14 protein-coding genes are annotated in these 16,990 nt (G+C 52.6%); 8 read left to right on the forward strand and 6 right to left on the reverse strand.

The annotated features are described in order from the left end of the window. Position 1: 1 nt before the first annotated feature. The 5 genes from MED297_RS02325 to MED297_RS02345 all read left to right on the forward strand — a co-directional run bounded on the left by MED297_RS02325 (position 2) and on the right by MED297_RS02345 (position 7,838). Entirely contained in the window at positions 2 to 3,076 is a 3,075-nt protein-coding gene (locus tag MED297_RS02325) for an efflux RND transporter permease subunit (protein WP_008041998.1), read from the forward strand. Between the two features lie 436 nt (positions 3,077 to 3,512). Then, positions 3,513 to 4,175 carry a methylamine utilization protein gene (locus tag MED297_RS02330; protein ID WP_008042001.1) on the forward strand — a complete coding sequence of 221 codons (663 nt, stop codon included), beginning with the start codon at positions 3,513 to 3,515 and terminating at the stop codon, positions 4,173 to 4,175. Beyond that, positions 4,165 to 6,507 (forward strand): putative bifunctional diguanylate cyclase/phosphodiesterase, encoded by a 2,343-nt coding sequence (locus MED297_RS02335; RefSeq protein WP_008042003.1) that lies wholly within the window; start codon positions 4,165 to 4,167, stop codon positions 6,505 to 6,507. The genes MED297_RS02330 and MED297_RS02335 overlap by 11 nt, the downstream gene beginning before the upstream one ends. Further along, a complete protein-coding gene (locus MED297_RS02340; protein ID WP_008042008.1) occupies positions 6,500 to 7,357 on the forward strand; it encodes a DUF3034 family protein in 858 nt (285 codons plus the stop codon). The genes MED297_RS02335 and MED297_RS02340 overlap by 8 nt, the downstream gene beginning before the upstream one ends. Before the next feature lie 10 nt (positions 7,358 to 7,367). Beyond that, complete coding sequence (locus MED297_RS02345; RefSeq protein ID WP_008042010.1) at positions 7,368 to 7,838, forward strand: group I truncated hemoglobin; 471 nt, start codon at positions 7,368 to 7,370, stop codon at positions 7,836 to 7,838. Between the two features lie 38 nt (positions 7,839 to 7,876). Here MED297_RS02345 and MED297_RS02350 read toward each other — a convergent pair whose 3' ends face one another. Continuing rightward, positions 7,877 to 8,836: an L-lactate dehydrogenase gene (locus MED297_RS02350; RefSeq protein ID WP_008042012.1), complete on the reverse strand. Its 960-nt coding sequence runs from the start codon at positions 8,834 to 8,836 to the stop codon at positions 7,877 to 7,879. A gap of 281 nt (positions 8,837 to 9,117) precedes the next feature. Here MED297_RS02350 and MED297_RS02355 point away from each other — a divergent pair, with 281 nt between their 5' ends. After that, positions 9,118 to 10,587: a DUF4832 domain-containing protein gene (locus MED297_RS02355; protein WP_008042014.1), complete on the forward strand. Its 1,470-nt coding sequence runs from the start codon at positions 9,118 to 9,120 to the stop codon at positions 10,585 to 10,587. Positions 10,588 to 10,744: 157 nt separating this feature from the next. Here the strand turns inward: MED297_RS02355 and MED297_RS02360 are convergent, their stop codons facing one another. The 5 genes from MED297_RS02360 to MED297_RS02380 form a co-directional block, all read right to left on the reverse strand. Beyond that, complete coding sequence (locus MED297_RS02360; protein ID WP_008042016.1) at positions 10,745 to 11,575, reverse strand: DUF6999 family protein; 831 nt, start codon at positions 11,573 to 11,575, stop codon at positions 10,745 to 10,747. Continuing rightward, complete coding sequence (locus tag MED297_RS02365; protein ID WP_008042017.1) at positions 11,559 to 12,269, reverse strand: iron-containing redox enzyme family protein; 711 nt, start codon at positions 12,267 to 12,269, stop codon at positions 11,559 to 11,561. The genes MED297_RS02360 and MED297_RS02365 overlap by 17 nt, the downstream gene beginning before the upstream one ends. After that, complete coding sequence (locus MED297_RS02370) at positions 12,266 to 13,372, reverse strand: beta-ketoacyl-ACP synthase III (RefSeq protein ID WP_008042018.1); 1,107 nt, start codon at positions 13,370 to 13,372, stop codon at positions 12,266 to 12,268. The genes MED297_RS02365 and MED297_RS02370 overlap by 4 nt, the downstream gene beginning before the upstream one ends. Then, on the reverse strand, positions 13,369 to 13,938 hold the full coding sequence (locus MED297_RS02375) for a hypothetical protein (RefSeq protein WP_008042019.1): 570 nt from the start codon (positions 13,936 to 13,938) through the stop codon (positions 13,369 to 13,371). Before MED297_RS02375 ends, MED297_RS02370 begins: the two co-directional genes overlap by 4 nt. 155 nt (positions 13,939 to 14,093) lie before the next feature. After that, positions 14,094 to 14,498: a DUF1801 domain-containing protein gene (locus tag MED297_RS02380; protein WP_008042020.1), complete on the reverse strand. Its 405-nt coding sequence runs from the start codon at positions 14,496 to 14,498 to the stop codon at positions 14,094 to 14,096. A 175-nt stretch (positions 14,499 to 14,673) separates the two neighbouring features. Between MED297_RS02380 and MED297_RS02385 the strand changes: the two genes are divergently transcribed. Together MED297_RS02385 and MED297_RS02390 are read left to right on the forward strand one after the other, a co-directional pair. Further along, entirely contained in the window at positions 14,674 to 15,291 is a 618-nt protein-coding gene (locus tag MED297_RS02385) for a LysE family translocator (protein ID WP_008042023.1), read from the forward strand. A 217-nt stretch (positions 15,292 to 15,508) separates the two neighbouring features. Continuing rightward, positions 15,509 to 16,687 carry a sugar efflux transporter gene (locus tag MED297_RS02390; protein ID WP_008042024.1) on the forward strand — a complete coding sequence of 393 codons (1,179 nt, stop codon included), beginning with the start codon at positions 15,509 to 15,511 and terminating at the stop codon, positions 16,685 to 16,687. The last annotated feature ends 303 nt before the right edge of the window (positions 16,688 to 16,990 follow it).

Below are 16,990 nucleotides of genomic sequence, written 5' to 3' on the forward strand. Positions count from 1 at the left end.
CATGGATATCGCCCGTTATTTTATTGAACGTAAGGTCACCAGTTGGATGGTGACCCTGATCCTTCTGGTTGGTGGCATTCTGGCCTTTCTTAGCCTGGGACGACTGGAAGATCCGGAGTTCTCGATCAAACAGGTCAACATCATTACCCAATACCCGGGCGCGACGCCGTCTCAGGTTGAGGACGAAGTAACCTACCTGTTAGAACGAGAAATGCAGAATCTGCCGTATGTGAAGCAGATTTTCTCCACCTCAACGGCCGGTCTTTCAAAGCTGTCGGTTGAGATGAAAGATACCATTCGAGGCGACACGCTCGGTCAGGTATGGGATGAGGTTCGCAAGAAGATCCGTGATCTTGAAGAACAGCTCCCGCCCGGCGCCGACAGTCCGCGCGTCGTGGATGATTTCAGCGATGTTTACGGCATTTTGTATGCGTTATCTGCAGAGACGGAAGGCGCCTTTGAAGCGCATGAACTGACCACCATTGCTTCTGATCTCGGCAAAGAACTGGCGTTGGTCGAAGGGGTTTCTAAAGTCACCGTCAGTGGAGCTCAGCGCGAGCAGATTAATATTGAAATCCCGCGTCATAATCTGGTGGCTATGGGCATTCCGGTCGAGCAGATTGCCGGTTTGTTGAATGAGCAAAACGTGGTGTCGCACTCGGGCTTCGTGAATGTCGGTGAGGATTACGTGCGCCTGTCACCCACCGGTGAGTTCAACTCGCTGGAAGAGCTCGGGCTGTTGACCATCACCAGTGCGCAGACCGGACAGACCGTCAAACTGAAAGACATCGCTGAGATTTCCCGCGGTTATATGGACCCCAGTTCGCATGTGATTCGCCACAATGGCCGTTCTGCCATTGCCCTGGGCGTTTCCTTTTTGCCTGACGTGAATGTTGTTGATGTCGGTGAACACGTAAGAGATAAACTGCAATCGTCGATGACGCTGGTGCCGCAGGGCATCATGCTGGAACCCATCTACTTTCAGGGCGATGAAGTCGAGAAGGCGGTGAACGGTTTCATCATGAGTCTGGTGCAGGCCGTGGTGATCGTGATCGTTGTGTTGCTGGTGTTTATGGGCCTGAAATCTGGTGTGTTGATCGGCATGATTCTGGCGATCACGATTCTCGGCACCTTTATTGTGATGGATTGGGTCGGTCTGGCGTTGCAGCGTATTTCTCTTGGCGGGTTGATCGTCGCGCTCGGGATGCTGGTGGACAACGCCATTGTGGTGACCGAAGGGATACTGATTGGTTTAAAACGCGGCAAAACCAAACTGCAGGCCGCCAGCGATGTGGTCAAACAAACGCAGTGGCCGTTGGCCGGTGCGACCGTTATCGCGATTACGGCTTTTGCCCCGATGGGGTTGTCACCGGACAGCATTGGTGAGTTTGTCGGCTCGCTGTTCTGGGTGCTGTTGATCAGTCTGACCATCAGTTGGTTTACGGCTGTCACGTTGACACCGTTTTTCTGTGACCTGCTGTTTAAAGAAGACATCGCCGCCGGTGAAGACGAAGAACGGGATCCGTATCGCGGTGTCATTTTCTCCGTCTACAAAAAGATTCTATCGGTTGCTATGGGGCATCGCTGGGTAACCATCGCGCTATTGGTCTCCGCGTTAGCCGGGGCGGGTTACGGCTTTACCTTTGTGAAACAGGCGTTCTTCCCAAGCTCGTTGACGCCGTTGTTTTACGCGGAACTTCGTTACCCCAGCGCGACGAATCTGGAAACGACACAAGCCAAGGCTCAGGCGCTGGAGCAAAAGCTTGCGGACGATAAGCGTGTTAACTTTGTCACGGCCACGTTTAACCAGGGGCTGCCACGCTTTATTCTGACCTACATGGCGATGGAGTCCGGTTATAACAACGTTCAGCTTGTTGTTCGAACTCATCGGGTCGAAGACATTGATGCGTTGCTCAATGACATTCACCAGTACCTCAGTGACGAACAGCCGGAAGCGCATTTTACCCTGCGCAAGCTGCAGCTCGGTCCGGGTGGAGGAGCCAAGCTGGAAACCCGGTTCTCCGGGCCGGATGCCGATGTACTGCGTGATTTGTCGGAACAGGCCAAGAGCGTTTACCGGTCCGATCCGAACCTGGAAGGGATCCGCGACGACTGGAAAGATCAGGTGAAGGTGCTACAGCCGGTATTTAATGCTGAAAAAGCCTCGGAGCTGGGGATTTCCAAGACCGATTACGACAGCGCCTTGTTGACGCAATTGCAGGGTCAGCAGGTTGGTGCTTTCCGTGATGGCACTAAGTTGCTGCCGATTGTCGCCACCTTACCTGAGCGTGAGCGGGATAGTGTCGATCGGTTGAAGGACATTCAGATTTTTACCAACGGCACCTACGTGAACCTGACGGAAGTGACCGAGCGCTTTGACATTATCTGGGAAAACCCGGTCATTGAACGTCGGGACCGGCAGCGGACGATTACGGCCATGGCCGATCCGCACATCAACAGCCCGTATAACGCAGATCAGCTGTTTAAACGCACGCGTGATGCCATTGAAGCGATTGATTTACCACCGGGCTACAGCATGGAGTTTGGTGGCGAATGGGAAGACTCCAACATGGCGCGCGAAAACATGATTCGCTTAGCCCCGATGGGGTATCTGTTCATGTTTGTCATTACTGTCCTGTTGTTTAATTCCGTTAAAGAAACGTTGGTGGTTTGGTTCTGTATCCCGCTGATGATGATTGGTATTGCAACCGGCCTGTTGGTGCTCGATGTGGCGTTCGGCTTCATGGGCTTTATCGGGTTGTTAAGTCTGTCGGGGATGGTGATTAAGAACGGCATCGTGCTGATCGATCAGGTTAATGTGGAAATTCGCGATGGCAAAGATCATTACTCGGCGGTGTTTGATGCCGCCGTCAGTCGTTTACGACCGGTGTTTATGGCCGCGTTGACCACGATTCTGGGTCTGGCACCGCTGTTTCTGGACCCGTTCTTTAAAGACATGGCGGTGGTCATCAGTTTCGGCCTGGGCTTTGCGACAGTGCTGACGCTTGTGGCGGTGCCAACGTTTTACGTGGTGTTCTTTAACGCACGTAAGCCGGCAGCGACGCCGGGCGATTGAGTCGAATGACACAGCGAAAGGGGCCAATGGCCCCTTTTTTTTGGATAAGCCCCACCGACGAAAAGGTAACTCTCAAATGGATCGCTGCAAGTATCGCCGGAATGCCGAACCACCTGATACGCTCGACGAAAACACCGGAACGCCGGACCGCCATGTTTTCGACGTCCATTTGAGAGCTACCTTTTCGTCGTCTCAAAACCGTCGGTGACTTTGTCATCAGTCTGTGAGACCAATGGCCTCTTTTTTTTGCCCCAATACACACATTTGCGGGTGTTTTCTTCTATGGTGAATAAAGGTTGACTGAAAAGTCGCGCCGAACGTTCACGCAGTTTGCCACTCGTCTGGGGCGCTGTGCCTGTTGAGGTGCAATCAGGGCGGTCTGTTCGGCCTCGTCCCGCGTACCTGTTTGCTATTAAGTTGTTAGGAAAATAGACCCATGCCGCCGTATGTCCTGTTGAGTTTGATCCTGATGTTCTTGCCATCGTTGGCTTTGGCCCAATCGCTTGTTCTGGTTGATCAGGCGGGGTCACCCGTCCCGGATGCCGCCGTTGAGTTGACGGGCCCGGAGGTCGAATCGGTGCAATGGGGAGCCTCTGCTTACCTGATGGATCAAAAGGATTTTCAGTTTGTTCCGCGCGTGTTGGTAGTGCCCAAAGGGGCGTCGGTCAGTTTCCCAAATAACGATGAATCCCGACATCACGTTTATTCGTTTTCCAATACCAAGACGTTCGAGCTCCAGCTGTATGCCGGTAATCAGGCCGACCCGGTCACCTTTCCAACAGCGGGCATTGTCGCGGTTGGCTGTAATATTCATGACCGTATGAGCGCACATATCGTGGTGACGGATGCCGATTGGGCGGGGGTATCGAACGCAGACGGCGCTCTGATGCTGCCGTCAGCGGTTTCAGAGAGCGTGCAGGTGCGCGTTTGGCATCGGGACCTGCCGACCACGGTGACGCAATCGGTAAGCGATCTTCAACTCAGCGCGGAGGGCTGGACCTTAACGTTGCCCTTTACGCTGACGGAAGAAGAAACCGACGATGCTCCTGAAAATTCACTGCGCGACCGACTGAAGAGTTTTAAACGCAATGACGGTTAGTTTTCGCAACCGACTTCTGATTGTTTTTACGATTCTGCTCGGCACCGCGCTGTTTGTGTCGACCTGGGCGGTGCTCAGAGCCGTCGACAGTAACGCCCGCAGTAATGCTGCCCGGGAACTGGAAGTGGCGGAGCGCGTGTTTGAGACCTTGCTGGAGGATAACCGTCGTCAACTGACGGACCGCACCACGTTACTGGCCGAAGACTTCGGCTTTCGGCAGGCCATTGCCACCAATGAAGAAGACACCATCATCAGTGTGCTGGCAAATCACGGGGAACGTATTGCAGCAGATATGATTCTGTTGATGAATCCGGAAGGCGATATTCAGATCAGTACTCACGATCTGGGCGTGGCCGGCCCCGAACTGTCGACTGAAGTCAGTCAGCAACCCCGTGCTTTTGCGCAGCTGGCGGTAGCGGAAAACACACCCTTTCAGTTGGTGATGGTACCTGTGTTGGCCCCGGAATTGATTGCCTGGGTGGGCGTCGGTTTTGCGATCGATGATGAACTGATTCAGCGGTTTCGTGACATCACGACCACAGACGTGAGTATGCTTTACCAGGAATCGGCACAGGGGCCGATGCAGGTGCTAAGCACGTTGTCGAATGCTAATGCGCGAATGGACGGCGACGCAACAACCTTTACTTCAATGGTGCCGGCGTTTGAATCCTCGCTGGTGGACGATGAGTGGCTGAACCGGGAGCTGGTTCTGCTCGATCGTGCGACACAGCATGTCACGTTGGTGCTCTCGGTCAGTTTGAAAGACGCGATGGCCGCGTACAGCAGTTTGCAGAACCAGATGTTGATCATTGCGGTGGTCGTGTTGCTGTTGGTTGTACTGGCGTCAACGGTCGTCGCCAGTACCATTACCCGACCTATTAATGTATTGGTTCGCGCCGCCCGGCGTATCTCGAAAGGGAACTATCGACAGCAGCTCTCCATACCCGGGCGCACGGAGTTTGCCGAACTGGGAGAAACGCTGAACCAAATGCAGGCCGATATTCAGGTGCGCGAAGCACGCATCACCTATCAGGCACAACATGACATGCTGACCGAGCTGCCCAATCGGCAGTACCTGTCGGATCTGTTTCATCAGCGGATTGCACAACCCCCCGGCGCGCATCATTGCCGTGCGATTCTGGTGAAAATTGCCAACTTCGATAACCTCAGCGACGTTTACGGAACGCAAATGCTGGATCGTGGTTTAAGGCAAGTGGCGAGTCGCCTATCGCAGATGCTTCCTGACGATGATGCGGTCGGCCGGATTGCAACCGACGAACTGTTACTCTTTAACCAAGGCGCTCGCGATGATGGGTTGTCTCAGGTCATCGATGACATTCTGGATCTGATGACGCAACCGATACATGAAAGTAATGTTGAGTTTCGGCTCTCAGTCCGACTGGGCGTACTGTACTGTCCGGACCATGCCGCTGACTTTGAAACGGTGCACCGGCGCAGCCACATTGCGTTGAGTGAAGGGCGAGCCGCCGGGGAGCGCTGGTGTGTATTTGAGCCGGATATGGAGTCGCGGCACTTACGCAAACTGCAGGTCACGGAACGGTTGCAGAGTGCGATCAGTGAGCGTCAGTTCAGTCTGTTGTTTCAGCCACAGTACGATTTACAGGCTCAGCGCGTGCACTCAGCGGAAGCCCTGATTCGCTGGCACGATGATGTCCTTGGTCCCATTTACCCGGATGAGTTCATTCCGCTGGCGGAAAGTTCCGGCATGATTACCCAGATTACCGATTGGGTGTTTGATGAGTCGTTGGCGCAACTGGCGCGATGGCACCGCGCAGGCCATTCGTTGGGGGTGAGCATTAATCTGTCGGCCCGGGACATTCTGAAGGACGATTTTATCGATCGGGTGATTGCCCGCATCGACCAGGGTGATGTCGACCCGAAATGGTTGATGTTGGAAGTCACAGAGAGTGCCGTGGTTGAAGAGCTGGATCATGCCGTTGCCAACCTTCAGCGCCTGTATGATGCGGGCGTGTCACTGGCGATCGATGACTTCGGCACCGGGTTTTCATCTTTGGCGCAATTGAAAGTGTTACCCGTACATGAGTTGAAGATTGATAAATCCTTTGTTCTGAACCTGAGCATGGATTTGGATGATCAGAAGATTGTCCGTTCGACCATTGAAATGGCGCATCACCTGGGGCTGTCTGTGATAGCAGAGGGCGTCGAAAATGAGGCGTCGATGCAGCTGCTGTCTTCGATGCACTGCAATGCCATTCAGGGTTACTTTCTCAGTAAGCCGATCGCATCCGATGACATCATGACCTGGTTGTCAGACTTCCGGATGCCACAAACGGAGGTTCAACATGGTTAAACCGATGCTTTGTTTTCTGTCTCTGCTGTGCCTGGGCTCGGCGGCGCTGGCGGAGAGTACCAGTAAAATCCTGGGGACATCGGCGTTATCACAGCTCGAAGGCGCATCCGGCGGCGGTATAGTGCCTTGGGCGACGATTGGAGGATATGGCAGTGAAGGCGAGTGGGGTGCAGCCGCCAGCATCAGTGGCGTGCAGGTGGATGATTTTATTCTCGACACCGGAACGGTCTTAGTGGGTGTTAATAATCGACTGGAGTTGAGTTATGCCCAGCAGACCTTGCAAGTTGAAGAACTCGCCAGCGGACCGTTTGATGCCGTCATTCAGCAGCAGGTGTATGGCCTGAAAGTCCGTGCGTTTGGTCACTTGATATACGAGCGTTGGCCACAGGTCAGTGTCGGTCTGCAGCAGAAATACAACCAAAACCCGAACATTGCGAAGGACGTTCTCGGCGCCGACAGCGACCAGGGGACCGATGTCTATGTCAGTGCCAGTAAACTCTGGCTGCATGCTTTGGGTGGTCGTAACGTTCTGGTGAATGCGACGGCCCGTTACACCAATGCCAATCAAATCGGTCTGCTGGGGTTTGGCAATGCTGACGGCTCCGATTACCAGTTGGTTGCTGAGGGCAGTGCAGCACTCTTTTTAAATCCGCATTGGGCCGTCGGCGGTGAGTATCGTCAAAAGCCGGATCGTTTGTCGTCCGTTGATGAAAGCGCTTGGTGGGATGCCTTTGTTGCCTGGTTCCCAAACCCGCGCATTGCCGTGGTCGCTGCGTATGTCGACTTAGGGACGGTCGCGCTCTGGGACGAGCAGCGCGGCGGCTACGTATCCATTCAGATCACCAATTGAGACAACGACTATGCCTGAACTGAAACGAACGCTATCGCATCTGTGTCTGGTGAGCGTCTTAATGCTAACGGCCTGTGCTGGCCAAACTAAGCCGGACGAAACACTCTACCAGAGACTAGGCGGCCTGCAGGGCGTCACGACCATCGTTGATAACCTGCTTTACGAACTGGGCAGCAACGAGAAGCTGATAGGATTTTTTGCCGAAACGGACATTGATCGTTTCCGCAGTAAACTGATTGAGCAGCTGTGTCAGGTCAGTGATGGGGGGTGTGAATACACCGGCGACTCTATGGCACAAGCGCACTCAACGATGTCGCTCGATCAATCACATTTTGATTCGCTGGTGAATGACCTGATCGCGGCGATGGACGCTGCCGGAACACCGGTGACCGCTCAGAACGATCTGCTGTCCCGGTTGGTCCCGATGTATGACGAGGTGATGCATCCGCAACGGTATCTGGAGACAGACTCACCCAGCTAAGGCCCGTTTGTTGTAAGAAAGCTGGGAAATAGCGGCCCTTAACTGATGCCGCGCAGGCCGGTTTTTGCCTGCACTTCGCGAATCAGTTTTTGCAACGCCGCCGCGATGTCATGCAATTCGCGCGTTTCGGTTTCACTGAAGGGGTGCTCCAGAACTTTGTGTGCCCCGCGGGCGTTCACAATGGTTGGCAGGCTGAGCACGACATCACTTAAGCCGTAATGACCGGAAAGCAATGTCCCGACGGGAAGAATGGAATACTCATCAATGGTGATGGCCTGAATCATCCGAAACACGCTGGCGGCAATGCCGTGTGTGGTGTTGTGTTTGCGCTTAAAAATTTCGAAACCGGCTTGTTTGACTTCTTCCAGCAACGTCTGCGGATCGATGGCATCAAACCCGTTGTGCTGGCAATAGTAATCAATCGGCTGACCGGCCACACCGACTAATCCCCACGGCATAAAGCAATGGCTGCCATGCTCGCCCAGAATGTAACCAGACACATTTTTGGGGTCGACATCGACCTTTTCACTGACCAGCTTCATCAGCCGGGCGGTATCAATAATGCAGCCTGCGCTGATGACCCGATCCGCTGGGAAACCGGTGTTCTGCGTAATGAAGTACGTGGCAATGTCACACGGATTGGTCACGACCAGCAGGATCGCATTCGGGGCCACCGTTTCGATTTTTTGTGCAATGTCGACCGTGATGCGGCTGTTGATTTCCGCTAGGTCGTCACGCGTTTGGCCTTCTTTAATCTGGGCGCCGGCCGTAATGACCACAATGTCCGCATCGGTCAGCAACGAATAATCATCACCGGCGCGCAGACGAATGTTTTTTGAAAACGTTAATGAGTTTGCATGACCGAAGTCCATCATTTCGCCTTCGGCCTTGCCAATCTGTTGATCGATCAGCACCAGCTCTGAACAGGAGCCGAAGGCCAGCGTGTAATGACAGACGCCGACACCTACCGCGCCAGCGCCGATGACACCAATTTTCATAATGTCCCCCTTTTGTGAATCAAACCGTTTGCATCATAGCCGCACTATTGAGGTTTCGAAGGGGACGGAGGCGAATGCCTGTCAATAAAATGATACAAACGATGGTGCGCGGTGAACCGTAACAGTGCGTTTTTCTTTGTGACCGGCGTCACTCTGGTTTCGTCAACGAGCTCTAATCGTTCACGGTTGAATAATATGGCACTCTTTTTTCGTGCGTGAGTTCCCACTCGCAAAGACGGTTGTGCCGTATGGTGCTGACTTATTTCTTGAGGGAGCGTTTCATGAGTAAAAGGGTATTCTTTGTTGCTTGTCTGGCGGGGGCGATTCTGTCGGCCTGTCAGATTGATATTAATCTCGACGACGGCATTACGATTGATCTGCCGGAAGATGATGTTTCAGGCGATCAGCCGGGCGACGGTGTTTTCGAACTCGCGCCGAATGGTCCGGTCAGCTTTCAGGACGCGATCACCGACAACGTAAACCCTGAACGTGGTTTCTACGCTTACGTAGATCTGGTGAGTGAACGTGATTTCGATTACGTCCGCGAAGAAGGTTATACCTTGGCCTACAGTTACATTCGTTTAGATGATTACCGGTCGCAACGTCTACCGGAATCATTACTCGACAGTGTTCAGGCCGGGTTCGACGCTGCCCGAGACAGCGGCATTAAAATTATTCCTCGGTTCGCATACAACTTTGGTCCTTATCCAAACTCTGAACCGGATGCCTCTTATGAATGGGTCAGCCGACACATCGAACAGGTTGCCCCCTTATTACAGGCAAATGCCGATGTCATTGCCGTGGTACAGGCCGGATTTATCGGCGCTTGGGGCGAGTGGCATACTTCAACCAATGGCTTGCTGGATGACCCGGCGACCTGGCAAGGCATAATTGATAAGCTCATGGCGGCGGTGCCTGAGCAGCGCGCCATTCAGCTGCGCTACCCAGCACATAAAGGAGAGATGTACAGTGAACCACTGACGGTGACTGAGGCATTTGGCGACACTCGCCAGGCACGTCTTGGTCATCACAACGATTGTTTCCTCGCCAGCGACACCGACATGGGAACTTACCCAAGCGACGAAGTGGCCCAATGGAAAGCTTACCTGGACGACGATACCCGCTATGTCCCCATGGGTGGCGAAACCTGTGCGGTCAGCGCCCGGTCGGGGTGCGACATTGCATTGGACGAAATGTCGCGCTTTCATTACAGCTTCCTGAACAGCGATTATCATCCAGAAGTGTTGAGCGGATGGGAAGCGAACGGTTGTTACGCTGAAATCGAAGAACGTCTTGGCTATCGTTTCGAGTTGGAAGAAAGTTCGCTGCCTTCGGGGATTGTTCCGGGTGGACGATTTGAGTTTGATATCCGGATTGAGAACACCGGTTTTGCTGCGCCGTTTAATGAACGTCCGGTTTATCTGGTGTTGTATAACGAGGGTGATCGATATCAGGTGCGGCTGGCTGATGAAGATGTACGCCTTTGGCAATCGGGAACCGTGACAGCGCTGACTGGTGCGGTCCAGGTTCCTGCATCGATCACCGAAGGCACTTATGACTTGGGGCTTTGGTTGCCTGATGCCGCCGCGTCGCTACAGCAGGACAGTCAGTATGCGATTCGTATCCCGAATGCGATGCAATGGCACGAGCAGACCGGTATTAATGATTTGGTCAGTGTGACCATTGACGACAGCGAAGATGGTTCGTCAGACGAGTCTGCCGAATCGTTTGAACTGCTTGTAAGTGAGTAATTAAGGCGCAGTGTTCAACAGAGCTTAAATGTGAAAAGCATCGCTCCCTGATTTGGGAGCGATGCTTTTTTGTTGAGCGACAGTTCAGCCATTTTTAGATGGAAGTAGCCGTCACAGTCTGTTAACTCAGGCTCATGCTGTGGCGCTCCGACCTTGGCTATGGTTTTGGCGTTTGAGCCTCATGGGCCAGTGCCAGTCGCGCATACAGATACTCGGTAAATAATCCATGCATAAAGAACCGATGGGTCAGATTCCATGGGCCGACCAGATAGTGCGGGTATTTATTGTAGGCATACTCGACCACGCTTGGGTCATCGATGAGCTTGCCTACTCGAATGGCAATGCTCTGGTCGAGTTGAAAGCCATTGATTGCGTCCCGGTATTCATCTCGTGTTAACAGTAAGCAGAACAAACACATAAACAGGACGTGAGCGGTTTCAAAATCAATAATTTGTGTGCGTTTACGTGTTACCTCAAACTCAATGTTTTCGATAGGTTGCCAGTTCGTCCAACGCAGCGGCTCGGTTTTTTTCGGGCCCTGTGCCGACTCAAAACCTCCGACGAGTCTGAACAATTCCTGATCGTGTTCAACAAACGAGTCGCGCAGCATATCGCTGATTTTGGTCGGGTAGAGTTTGATTGGCTCGCCAGGGTCGACGTCGTTGTCATTGAGAAAGTTAAGAATGTTTGATTCAGTCGCAAAGTGCCGCAAAATTAAAATGTTGGCCTCGTATGTGACCCAGTGTTTGCAAAACCAACAGATCAGGCGTTGCAGTAAACTGTGTGCACGGAACTGCGGCAGCGGCAGACGCTTTACAAACCAGATAAGGTGCAACAGTACACCAAAAAAGAATTGCAGCAGTGGTCGGAGGATCCAGCGTCCGGGATTGTGCAAATCTTTCAACCAGAGTTGTGCGGCTTGTTTGTCGATCGGTAAGGCGTCGTCGTTGGCAACGGCCTGTATGAACGCACTATAACGTGTCGTCATGATCGACCTCTTCCAGTTGTAATGCGTACAGCCGACCCACGACGCGAGCCGTTTTTACAATGCGCAGGCCATCGGCGTCTGTGCGGCAAACCCGGTCAAGCATCGCGTAAAGCTTGTTCATGTGCTGCTCATCGTTCTCGGCATGATAGCGCATAAACTGCGTGCACGGTGGCGTCGTTGGTACCGCCTCATCAATCCGATCAGCCCAGCTGCCGGCCATCTTCTGACCCAGCCCTTCAATCATCCACATGGCGCCGATCATATCGATTGGGTTCGGTAGGCTGGCCCGATGCATCAGGAAACTGTGCAGGGCTTCGGTCCCGAGGTTCGCCACCTGCGTTTGAATGGTGTCTTCAGAGCCGCCGGCGCGGAGGTAATCCTGTTCGAGCATTTGATAATCCTGATGCTCGTCTTTGGCATGTCCAATCACCAGGCTGCGCACATCCAGATAGTCGCGTTCAAAACTTGAGGCACTGCGGCTGATCCAGCGTCCGCCTTCAATAACCTGCTGGCGCAAATGACACAGCAGCCGCTGATAGTCGTCTTGCGTAAAGGTGCCACGTTCCAGGCGTTGAATGATCGGTACCCGACCCACTTGGCGTTCAAAATCGAACCAGACCCGCATCAGTTTTTGCAAACATTGTTGCGCCTGTTCGTTCATATCAGGTGTTGTGAGTGTTGCAGGGGCGTTCATGCGTTTACCACCGTCAGTTGCATATACACATTATTAAAACGACCGCTTTCAGGCACCATGCACAGCAGCGTATCGCCCTCGTTGTAGGTTTGGGTGTTCAGAAACTCATCCAGCATGATGAACAATGACGCGCAGCCGGTATTGCCGCGATCATAAAGATTGGTGTACCAGCGTTCTTCCGGCACCATCATGCCCGCCGCGTTGAGCAGGTCGAAAATTTTGCTGCGGAAGTGGTCGGACGAATAATGGCACAGGACATGGTCAATCGAATCCGGTGTTAACCGGTGTTTATCCATGACTCGCAGAAACCCATCGACGCCCAGTTTCACCACATTTTCAAGCAGGCGAACGTCTTGGCGGATCAACAGGGCACCCGCCGCTTCGGCGTCAGCGTATGTAGGGTAGTCCTGCCAGCTAAGGTCTTGGTTCTCAGTGCGCGGCTGTCCTACCGTCATACACACCGGGTAAGCATCGGCATGAGAGTACCCCTGTATCCAGTCGATGCGCAGGCTGCGCTTGCCGGGGGTGTTTTCCAACAGTAAGGCACCGGCGCCATCGGAGAGCATCCAGCGCAGAAACTCTGCATTGAAATCCGGTTGATCACCGGCCGCTTCGTAACGACTGGCTTTAAACAACCGAGACGACAGTTCACTGGCAACTACGAGTGCCGCTTCATGCTCTCCGGCCTTTACTGACAGGTAAGCATGTTTCAGAGCCATCATGCTGCTTGAGCAGATGCCATGACTGGTATGCAGCTCCACATCAGAAAGGCCGAGTTCAGCCTGAACCATACTGCCAAAACCGGGCAAAACCAGGTCGCCCTGACTGGTGGCGGCACTGAGTAATCCCAGTCGCTGTCGACGAAGTCCAATGGCATCGACACAAGCATTCGCAGCTTTGGCGGCCATTTGCGCATTGCTTTCCAGTGTTTTGTGTTCAGCGTCCATCGCATAATGGCGGGTGCGGATACCGTTACTTTTCAGTATACGATTTTTAAGTCGGCTGGGTTTGCCATGCACTTTGCCGAGAATACGTTCGATGCTGTCGTTGTCTATGGCCGATCCGGGCAAGTAGTGTCCGGTGCTGTTGATGTAGACGCTCATGCTGACACCGCTCGGTTGGCAAGGGCCGCCCGCAGACAGCGCAGGTTTTCCTCGAGGTAAGGGAAGACACAGGCCACTGCCATAAACGTCAGGTACCAGAACAGGTAGCCATCAAAGCCGTGCGCGTACTCCATCGGTACCAGACGCAGTTGGCCAGTCCAGTTCAAGGTGACCAGATCAACCACGACCGGCCAGTTAATGACTGCAATGATCGACAGCATGTACAGCGGCAACGTCGCCAGATAACTGTGGGCGTGCATTTCCCAGATACTGATCTTACGGCGCGGTGAAGCGAACTTGACATCCATGTGTGCAACGAACTCATGTAATGCCCAGGCCGCCAGGCACAAAAGCAGGATGAGAACATTTACGCGGAAGGTCAGGCACAACAGAATCGGAATACCGACTTGAATGCCCATTAAGGTGTGCATGAGCGATTCTTTCAGTCCTGACGTGGTTTCGATCTGAGTCGCGCGATGGCATAGCCAATCGACAAAACCTGCAATCCCCCACAGAGGTAAAAAGAGATAGAGCAAGATATTAATTAACAGTAACCCGGTATCCATACAGCCTGTCCTGAATTAATTGGATGATAGTGAGAATAATTATTGTTGTTTGCAAGAGTAGTTTTATTGCCAAGGTTGCATATGGCGCACCTAAGGGTAGCGTTATGGTAGCCTTTGTTTGATATTGGTTTATTTTGGTGATTTATAGTGTGCTGTCAGGCACCAAGGTTTGGCAGGTGTTTGATGGACTGATAAGTCATCGCCAATGACAGGCAGTGGGCGACTTCTGCTTCGGGTACGGGTTTGCTCAGGGGCAATACAATGGTCCGGTTACCCTCGAAGGTGAGTTTGTCGCGATACAGTTCCCGGAAGGTCGCCACCAGAGGGGTCGTACAGATAAAATACAGGCAGACGTGGTCCGGGTGTTTTGCCTTCCAGGCCATTCGCACCGGGCTGCCGCCTTTCACGGTGTAGCTGGGTTCACCCCATTTCAGCGATTCCTCGACTTCACCCAGCCCAAGTTCATCGCGAAGATTGAGGAAAAGACTGCGCAGGTGCTCGAGCCGAAGTCTGGCTTCGGGCGGGTATTGATTGAAAATGGCACTAATCTCAGAGTTCATGTGCGCTCCTTGCGTTCTCCAGCAGACGTCATGGTTCGTGAGGGGTAGGGTAACGGACTTTGACCCGTGAACACCAGCTGGCGTTTTTAAAAGTTGTAACCAGAAAGCAAAGAACAGCGTGGTGCAAATTTCCTGTGTTACTGTTGCAAACTGCTGAACTCAAAGGAATTGAATTATGGTCTCCATCGAATTTTTACTGACCTCGCTGGTTGTTGTGTTAATCCCCGGAACGGGTGTGTTGTTCACCGTTGCCACCGGTCTTTTTCAGGGCAAGCGAGCGAGCGTGTTTGCGGCCGTTGGTTGCACACTGGGGATCATTCCCAGCCTGCTAGCCAGTGTGTTTGGCTTGGCGGCTATTTTTCACACCAGTGCGCTGGCGTTTCAGATAGTGAAATATGTCGGGGCCGCTTACCTGCTGTTTTTGGCTTGGCAGATTTGGCGCTCATCAACGCCCTTATCGGTTCAGGAAGAGCAGACCGACAACCGGTTGTCCGGTTTGGTACTGAAAGGGTTTCTGCTGAACATTCTTAACCCTAAACTGTCGATTTTCTTTCTGGCGTTTCTGCCTCAGTTCATTCCGGCTGCAACGGATAGCGCCTTGCTGAACATGCTGACGTTGGGTGGCGTGTTTATGCTGATGACTCTCGCGGTATTTTTGGTTTACGGCTTTCTGTCCAGTGTGTTCAGTGCGTTCATTGTGCAATCTCAACGGGCAAGCATTGTCATGCAAAAGGCGTTTTCGGCAAGCTTTGCGGCCTTAGGCGTTAAGTTGGCTTTGACAGAGCGCGTGTAGTCGCGGCCGTTATAATACCTCCTGTCCCGGTCATCCGTTCTCAGAGCGAATGTCGGGACTCGGTGGCCTTCTCATCGGTAGCTGTGATCTTCGGCAATCATTGCGATAAGTCATTTCGCTTACGCCATAAAGCGTTACTTTTATGCGGCTTACTTCGGTTCGATTTTTTCTGGCAGGTCGTTAGCCAGCATCCTTTCTTAGTCAGGAGGTAATCTTAATGTCTCAACTTCTGATTTATCGTGTTCAGTTCATCAGTGCAGCGTTGTTCAACGGGCTTAGTATTTCGCTGGTCATGCCGTTGATGGGGTTGTTCTTAATTGACGAAGTGGGCGCCAGTCCATTGCAGATGGGGATTTTTTTGGCCATTCAGGCGATGGCCGGCGTGTTTGTCGCGACCCGGGTAGCGAAGTGGTCTGATAAAGGATTATCACGAAAGAAAATCATCATCGTCGGCCAGCAATTTCTAACCGCCACGCTTGTTGTCTTTGCGCTTTCCAATAATTACTGGGTTGTACTGGCGGCCGCGGTACTTTTGTTCAGCGGCAATGCACCGGCGATGTCGCAGATTTACAGTCTGGGTCGAGAATATTGTGATCAGAATGGGATTAAAGATACCGAAGTCTTTATTTCCTCTATGCGCGCGGGCTTTGCGGTGTCCTTTGTGATTGGTCCGCCAGTGGCGTTCATGGTAAAAGCCGGGTATGGATTTTCAATGACCTTTATGATTGCCATCGTGATGTCGCAGTTGTTAGCGCTGATGACCTGGCGTTTGCCAGAACAGAGTCATCAAACCGAAAGTGATACCGGCCATATTGCCCCGATGGCCTGGTATCGTAATGTCTCGATCGTCCTCTTACTGGGCAGTTTTCTATTTGCATTTATGGCGAATACTCTGTTTGTCACCGCCATTCCTCTCTACCTCACCAAGGAACTGATGATCGCCGATCAGTGGGCTGGTTACCTGTTAGGATTAGCCGCTTTACTGGAAATTCCGTTGATGATTTTAGCAGGGATGTGGGGCGCTCGATTGGGCTATCGCCGCGTTCTGTTGGTTGGAATGACTTCCGGGCTGCTTTTATTCCTCGGCATGCTGACTTTTACGCAAACTCCGGCATTGATGGGGCTTCAATTTTTTAATGCGCTCTTCGTCGCGACAACGCAGACTCTGGGGATGTTGCTCATGCAAAAGCTCATGCGCGATCAGTTGGGGTTAGCCAATACGCTGTTCAACAATGTCTTTATCTGTGCCATGTTATTGAGCAATGTGTTCATCGGCGTCATTGCTCAGTGGTTCAGCTATTACCATGTGTTTGTTGCGGGTGGCGCCATGATGGGCCTGGCGATTGTTGCTCTTTGGCTGATGCGAGCGCCTGAGAGCGATCAAGTGGCTGCGTGAGCCAAGATCGGAAAGCCCTCACCTGATCACTGTGGATATCACTGCCGTTGCCACAGTCATAAACACCGATCCTCAGACCTTTCATCATTGTTAGCTTTTGCCCTTGTTGACGTTCGTCGTCGAATCGACCATGCATGATCTGCAAAGTCCTCCAGGTCGAGTCTTCGATACATACGTTCAGCAGAGGGGGCTCTTCCTATGCATGTCGATATTGCCGAAATTCATCCTCAACAACCCTGGCAAAAAGTATCTTATTTCTGACTATCTTTGATTTTTTTGAAATGAATCAATATTTTAATTTAA

The organism is Reinekea blandensis MED297, assembly GCF_000153185.1.
GTDB classification, from domain to species: Bacteria; Pseudomonadota; Gammaproteobacteria; order Pseudomonadales; family Natronospirillaceae; genus Reinekea; species Reinekea blandensis.

Excerpts from the sequence above, each read along its gene's own strand:
- MED297_RS02325 (WP_008041998.1), top strand. The coding sequence starts at position 2 with ATGGATATCGCCCGTTATTTTATTGAACGTAAGGTCACCAGTTGGATG.
- MED297_RS02330 (WP_008042001.1), top strand. The coding sequence starts at position 3,513 with ATGCCGCCGTATGTCCTGTTGAGTTTGATCCTGATGTTCTTGCCATCG.
- MED297_RS02335 (WP_008042003.1), top strand. The coding sequence starts at position 4,165 with ATGACGGTTAGTTTTCGCAACCGACTTCTGATTGTTTTTACGATTCTG.
- MED297_RS02340 (WP_008042008.1), top strand. The coding sequence starts at position 6,500 with ATGGTTAAACCGATGCTTTGTTTTCTGTCTCTGCTGTGCCTGGGCTCG.
- MED297_RS02345 (WP_008042010.1), top strand. The coding sequence starts at position 7,368 with ATGCCTGAACTGAAACGAACGCTATCGCATCTGTGTCTGGTGAGCGTC.
- MED297_RS02350 (WP_008042012.1), bottom strand. The coding sequence starts at position 8,836 with ATGAAAATTGGTGTCATCGGCGCTGGCGCGGTAGGTGTCGGCGTCTGT.
- MED297_RS02355 (WP_008042014.1), top strand. The coding sequence starts at position 9,118 with ATGAGTAAAAGGGTATTCTTTGTTGCTTGTCTGGCGGGGGCGATTCTG.
- MED297_RS02360 (WP_008042016.1), bottom strand. The coding sequence starts at position 11,575 with ATGACGACACGTTATAGTGCGTTCATACAGGCCGTTGCCAACGACGAC.
- MED297_RS02365 (WP_008042017.1), bottom strand. The coding sequence starts at position 12,269 with ATGAACGCCCCTGCAACACTCACAACACCTGATATGAACGAACAGGCG.
- MED297_RS02370 (WP_008042018.1), bottom strand. The coding sequence starts at position 13,372 with ATGAGCGTCTACATCAACAGCACCGGACACTACTTGCCCGGATCGGCC.
- MED297_RS02375 (WP_008042019.1), bottom strand. The coding sequence starts at position 13,938 with ATGGATACCGGGTTACTGTTAATTAATATCTTGCTCTATCTCTTTTTA.
- MED297_RS02380 (WP_008042020.1), bottom strand. The coding sequence starts at position 14,498 with ATGAACTCTGAGATTAGTGCCATTTTCAATCAATACCCGCCCGAAGCC.
- MED297_RS02385 (WP_008042023.1), top strand. The coding sequence starts at position 14,674 with ATGGTCTCCATCGAATTTTTACTGACCTCGCTGGTTGTTGTGTTAATC.
- MED297_RS02390 (WP_008042024.1), top strand. The coding sequence starts at position 15,509 with ATGTCTCAACTTCTGATTTATCGTGTTCAGTTCATCAGTGCAGCGTTG.